The following is a 1869-nucleotide window of genomic DNA, read 5'->3' on the forward strand; positions in this document are numbered from 1 at the left end:
AGGGAGAGCCCTCAAGCAAGTATGCTTGAGGGTTCTCTTTTTTGTTTGACGGAGTTTCTGAAGGAGTTTGTCTGAGGACTGAGAGAGGGGAGAGGAGGGATTTTCGAGCGAAGAGCTGGGAGATCCTTTTCGCGTTTTGGAGCCTTCCTGGAGGGAGCCTTTAGCCCCCTTTGGCTCGGTTCTTCTCCGTCTAATGTAGGGCTCTGGAGACCTTACTATTGCCCCGTTAAGGTTTCAAGAATATCTTGTTCGTACCAGCCGCTGACGAAGGCCCTCTTGAGGTCCCCGCTCAGGGCTATTTTGTTTGAGGCTTAGGGAGGGAAGAACAAGGGGTGCAGAATCTCTCTTGATCACTGTCATTCCTATTTATAGGAGGATTTTGGAAAGGACTATAAGTTTCAAAGGTTTTTATCTGAGCCTTTTTTGATAGAGGGAGATTATGGCTTCGAGAGCATTTGGTGTCTTGAGGGGGCTTGATACTTGGAGGAAAGGATGGCGTTTGTTTTGGTTGGGTGAGGGTAGTGTAGCAAAAGGAGGGCTGACTTCAGAAGATGGAGTCTGCCCTTTTTGTTATCCCCGTAAGATATGCTAGCGAAGAGTAGATCTACAGAGGAGGTGTGCTTAGCGGCTAATCCGGTCTATGCGGTCGTAGTATATTCCGTTGTGCCCTTTTACTTCAATATTCATAGATCCAATGAGTTTGTCGCTGTCGTGAGGATAGAAAAGAGCCTTGCAGGAGAGGTGAGAATCGTCATAGTTCTCCGTGCTTTCGGATTCTATCTGAACATCAAGGTCGTAATGAGAGATAACCTCGGGTGGATAGATGGACAAGGGGCCTTCTTTCTCCAGTTGCTCTATAAACTTTGGAGTGCCATAAGCTTTGGCTATTTGCTGAAGAGAAGCCTTATCCACAGGGTTTTGTAGGTTCTCATGCGTGTACATGATGTAAAAGTCCACGATAAAGTCCGATTCGTCCATAGCCAAAGGGTGTAAATACTTCTTGAAGTGGCCATCCTTCGAAAAGGCAAGTATGAAGTAAACACCTTCGTCCGTTTCCGGAATAAAAGCCCCTAAAGATAGGTATACCGTTGTATTGGTAATTTGCTCGAGATATGCGCCGGATAATTGGAAGTGATTGTCAAGAGAGCTATGTAGACTAGTTTTGGTGAACTCTCCTTTATCGAATAGCACCTCTCCATTTTTTGAGATGGTAACGAGGACCTTCTTATCAAACTCGTCGTAACCCTCTATCTTGACATCTGTATCTGCCTCTTGTATAATGATGTGCCAATCGCTATATGTACTATCGACAACTGTCTTGAGATTCTTATAATGACACTCCGTAGTTACTTTATTGGCCTCCTCATCAGCTGTTTTCTTACTTCTTTTTTTACAGCCAATAATAAGCCCAGCACTCAAAACGGAGAGCAATAGGAGTGTCAATGTCCGCATCCCGATGAGAGTCTTCATAATACTTCTGTTTGTTGTTTTAAGTTTTCTATAGCATGATTCTTCTCGTCTAGGAGAACGAGTACAAATGTACTGAATTTGTTTGATAAATAGAGGAATGGACTCAGGACAACCACATCAAATCTTTAGGAGCTTTTTGAGGTAGTCCATGTTCAGGGCGGCTTTGAACAATCTTTTCCGTAAGGATAGTTTGTCTTTGTATTGCGATACAATGGCTAAAGCAAACTTTCTCAAGGTGTTTAGATTGGTTGCTGAATAATCCTTACGGGCTCGACAAGCATCTTCCCTAAAGGTTACATCCAAATGCCAATGGAGTCGATTCTCAATCCCCCAATGCCCTCGAATAGATTGTCCAATTAACGGACAATCCTCCAGAGGTAAACTGCTGATATAATATTG

The 1869-nt window shown here is 43.8% G+C and carries 2 protein-coding genes; both read right to left on the reverse strand.

The features are described from left to right. Positions 1-621 precede the first annotated feature (621 nt). On the reverse strand, positions 622-1470 hold the full coding sequence (locus POREN0001_RS08890; RefSeq protein ID WP_004331960.1) for a hypothetical protein: 849 nt from the start codon (positions 1468-1470) through the stop codon (positions 622-624). Positions 1471-1587: 117 nt separating this feature from the next. Continuing rightward, positions 1588-1869 (reverse strand): ISAs1 family transposase (locus POREN0001_RS09180; RefSeq protein WP_157597622.1); only part of this gene is annotated, 282 nt, incomplete at its 5' end.

Origin of the sequence: Porphyromonas endodontalis ATCC 35406, assembly GCF_000174815.1 — a bacterium.
Taxonomy (GTDB): Bacteria; Bacteroidota; Bacteroidia; order Bacteroidales; family Porphyromonadaceae; genus Porphyromonas; species Porphyromonas endodontalis.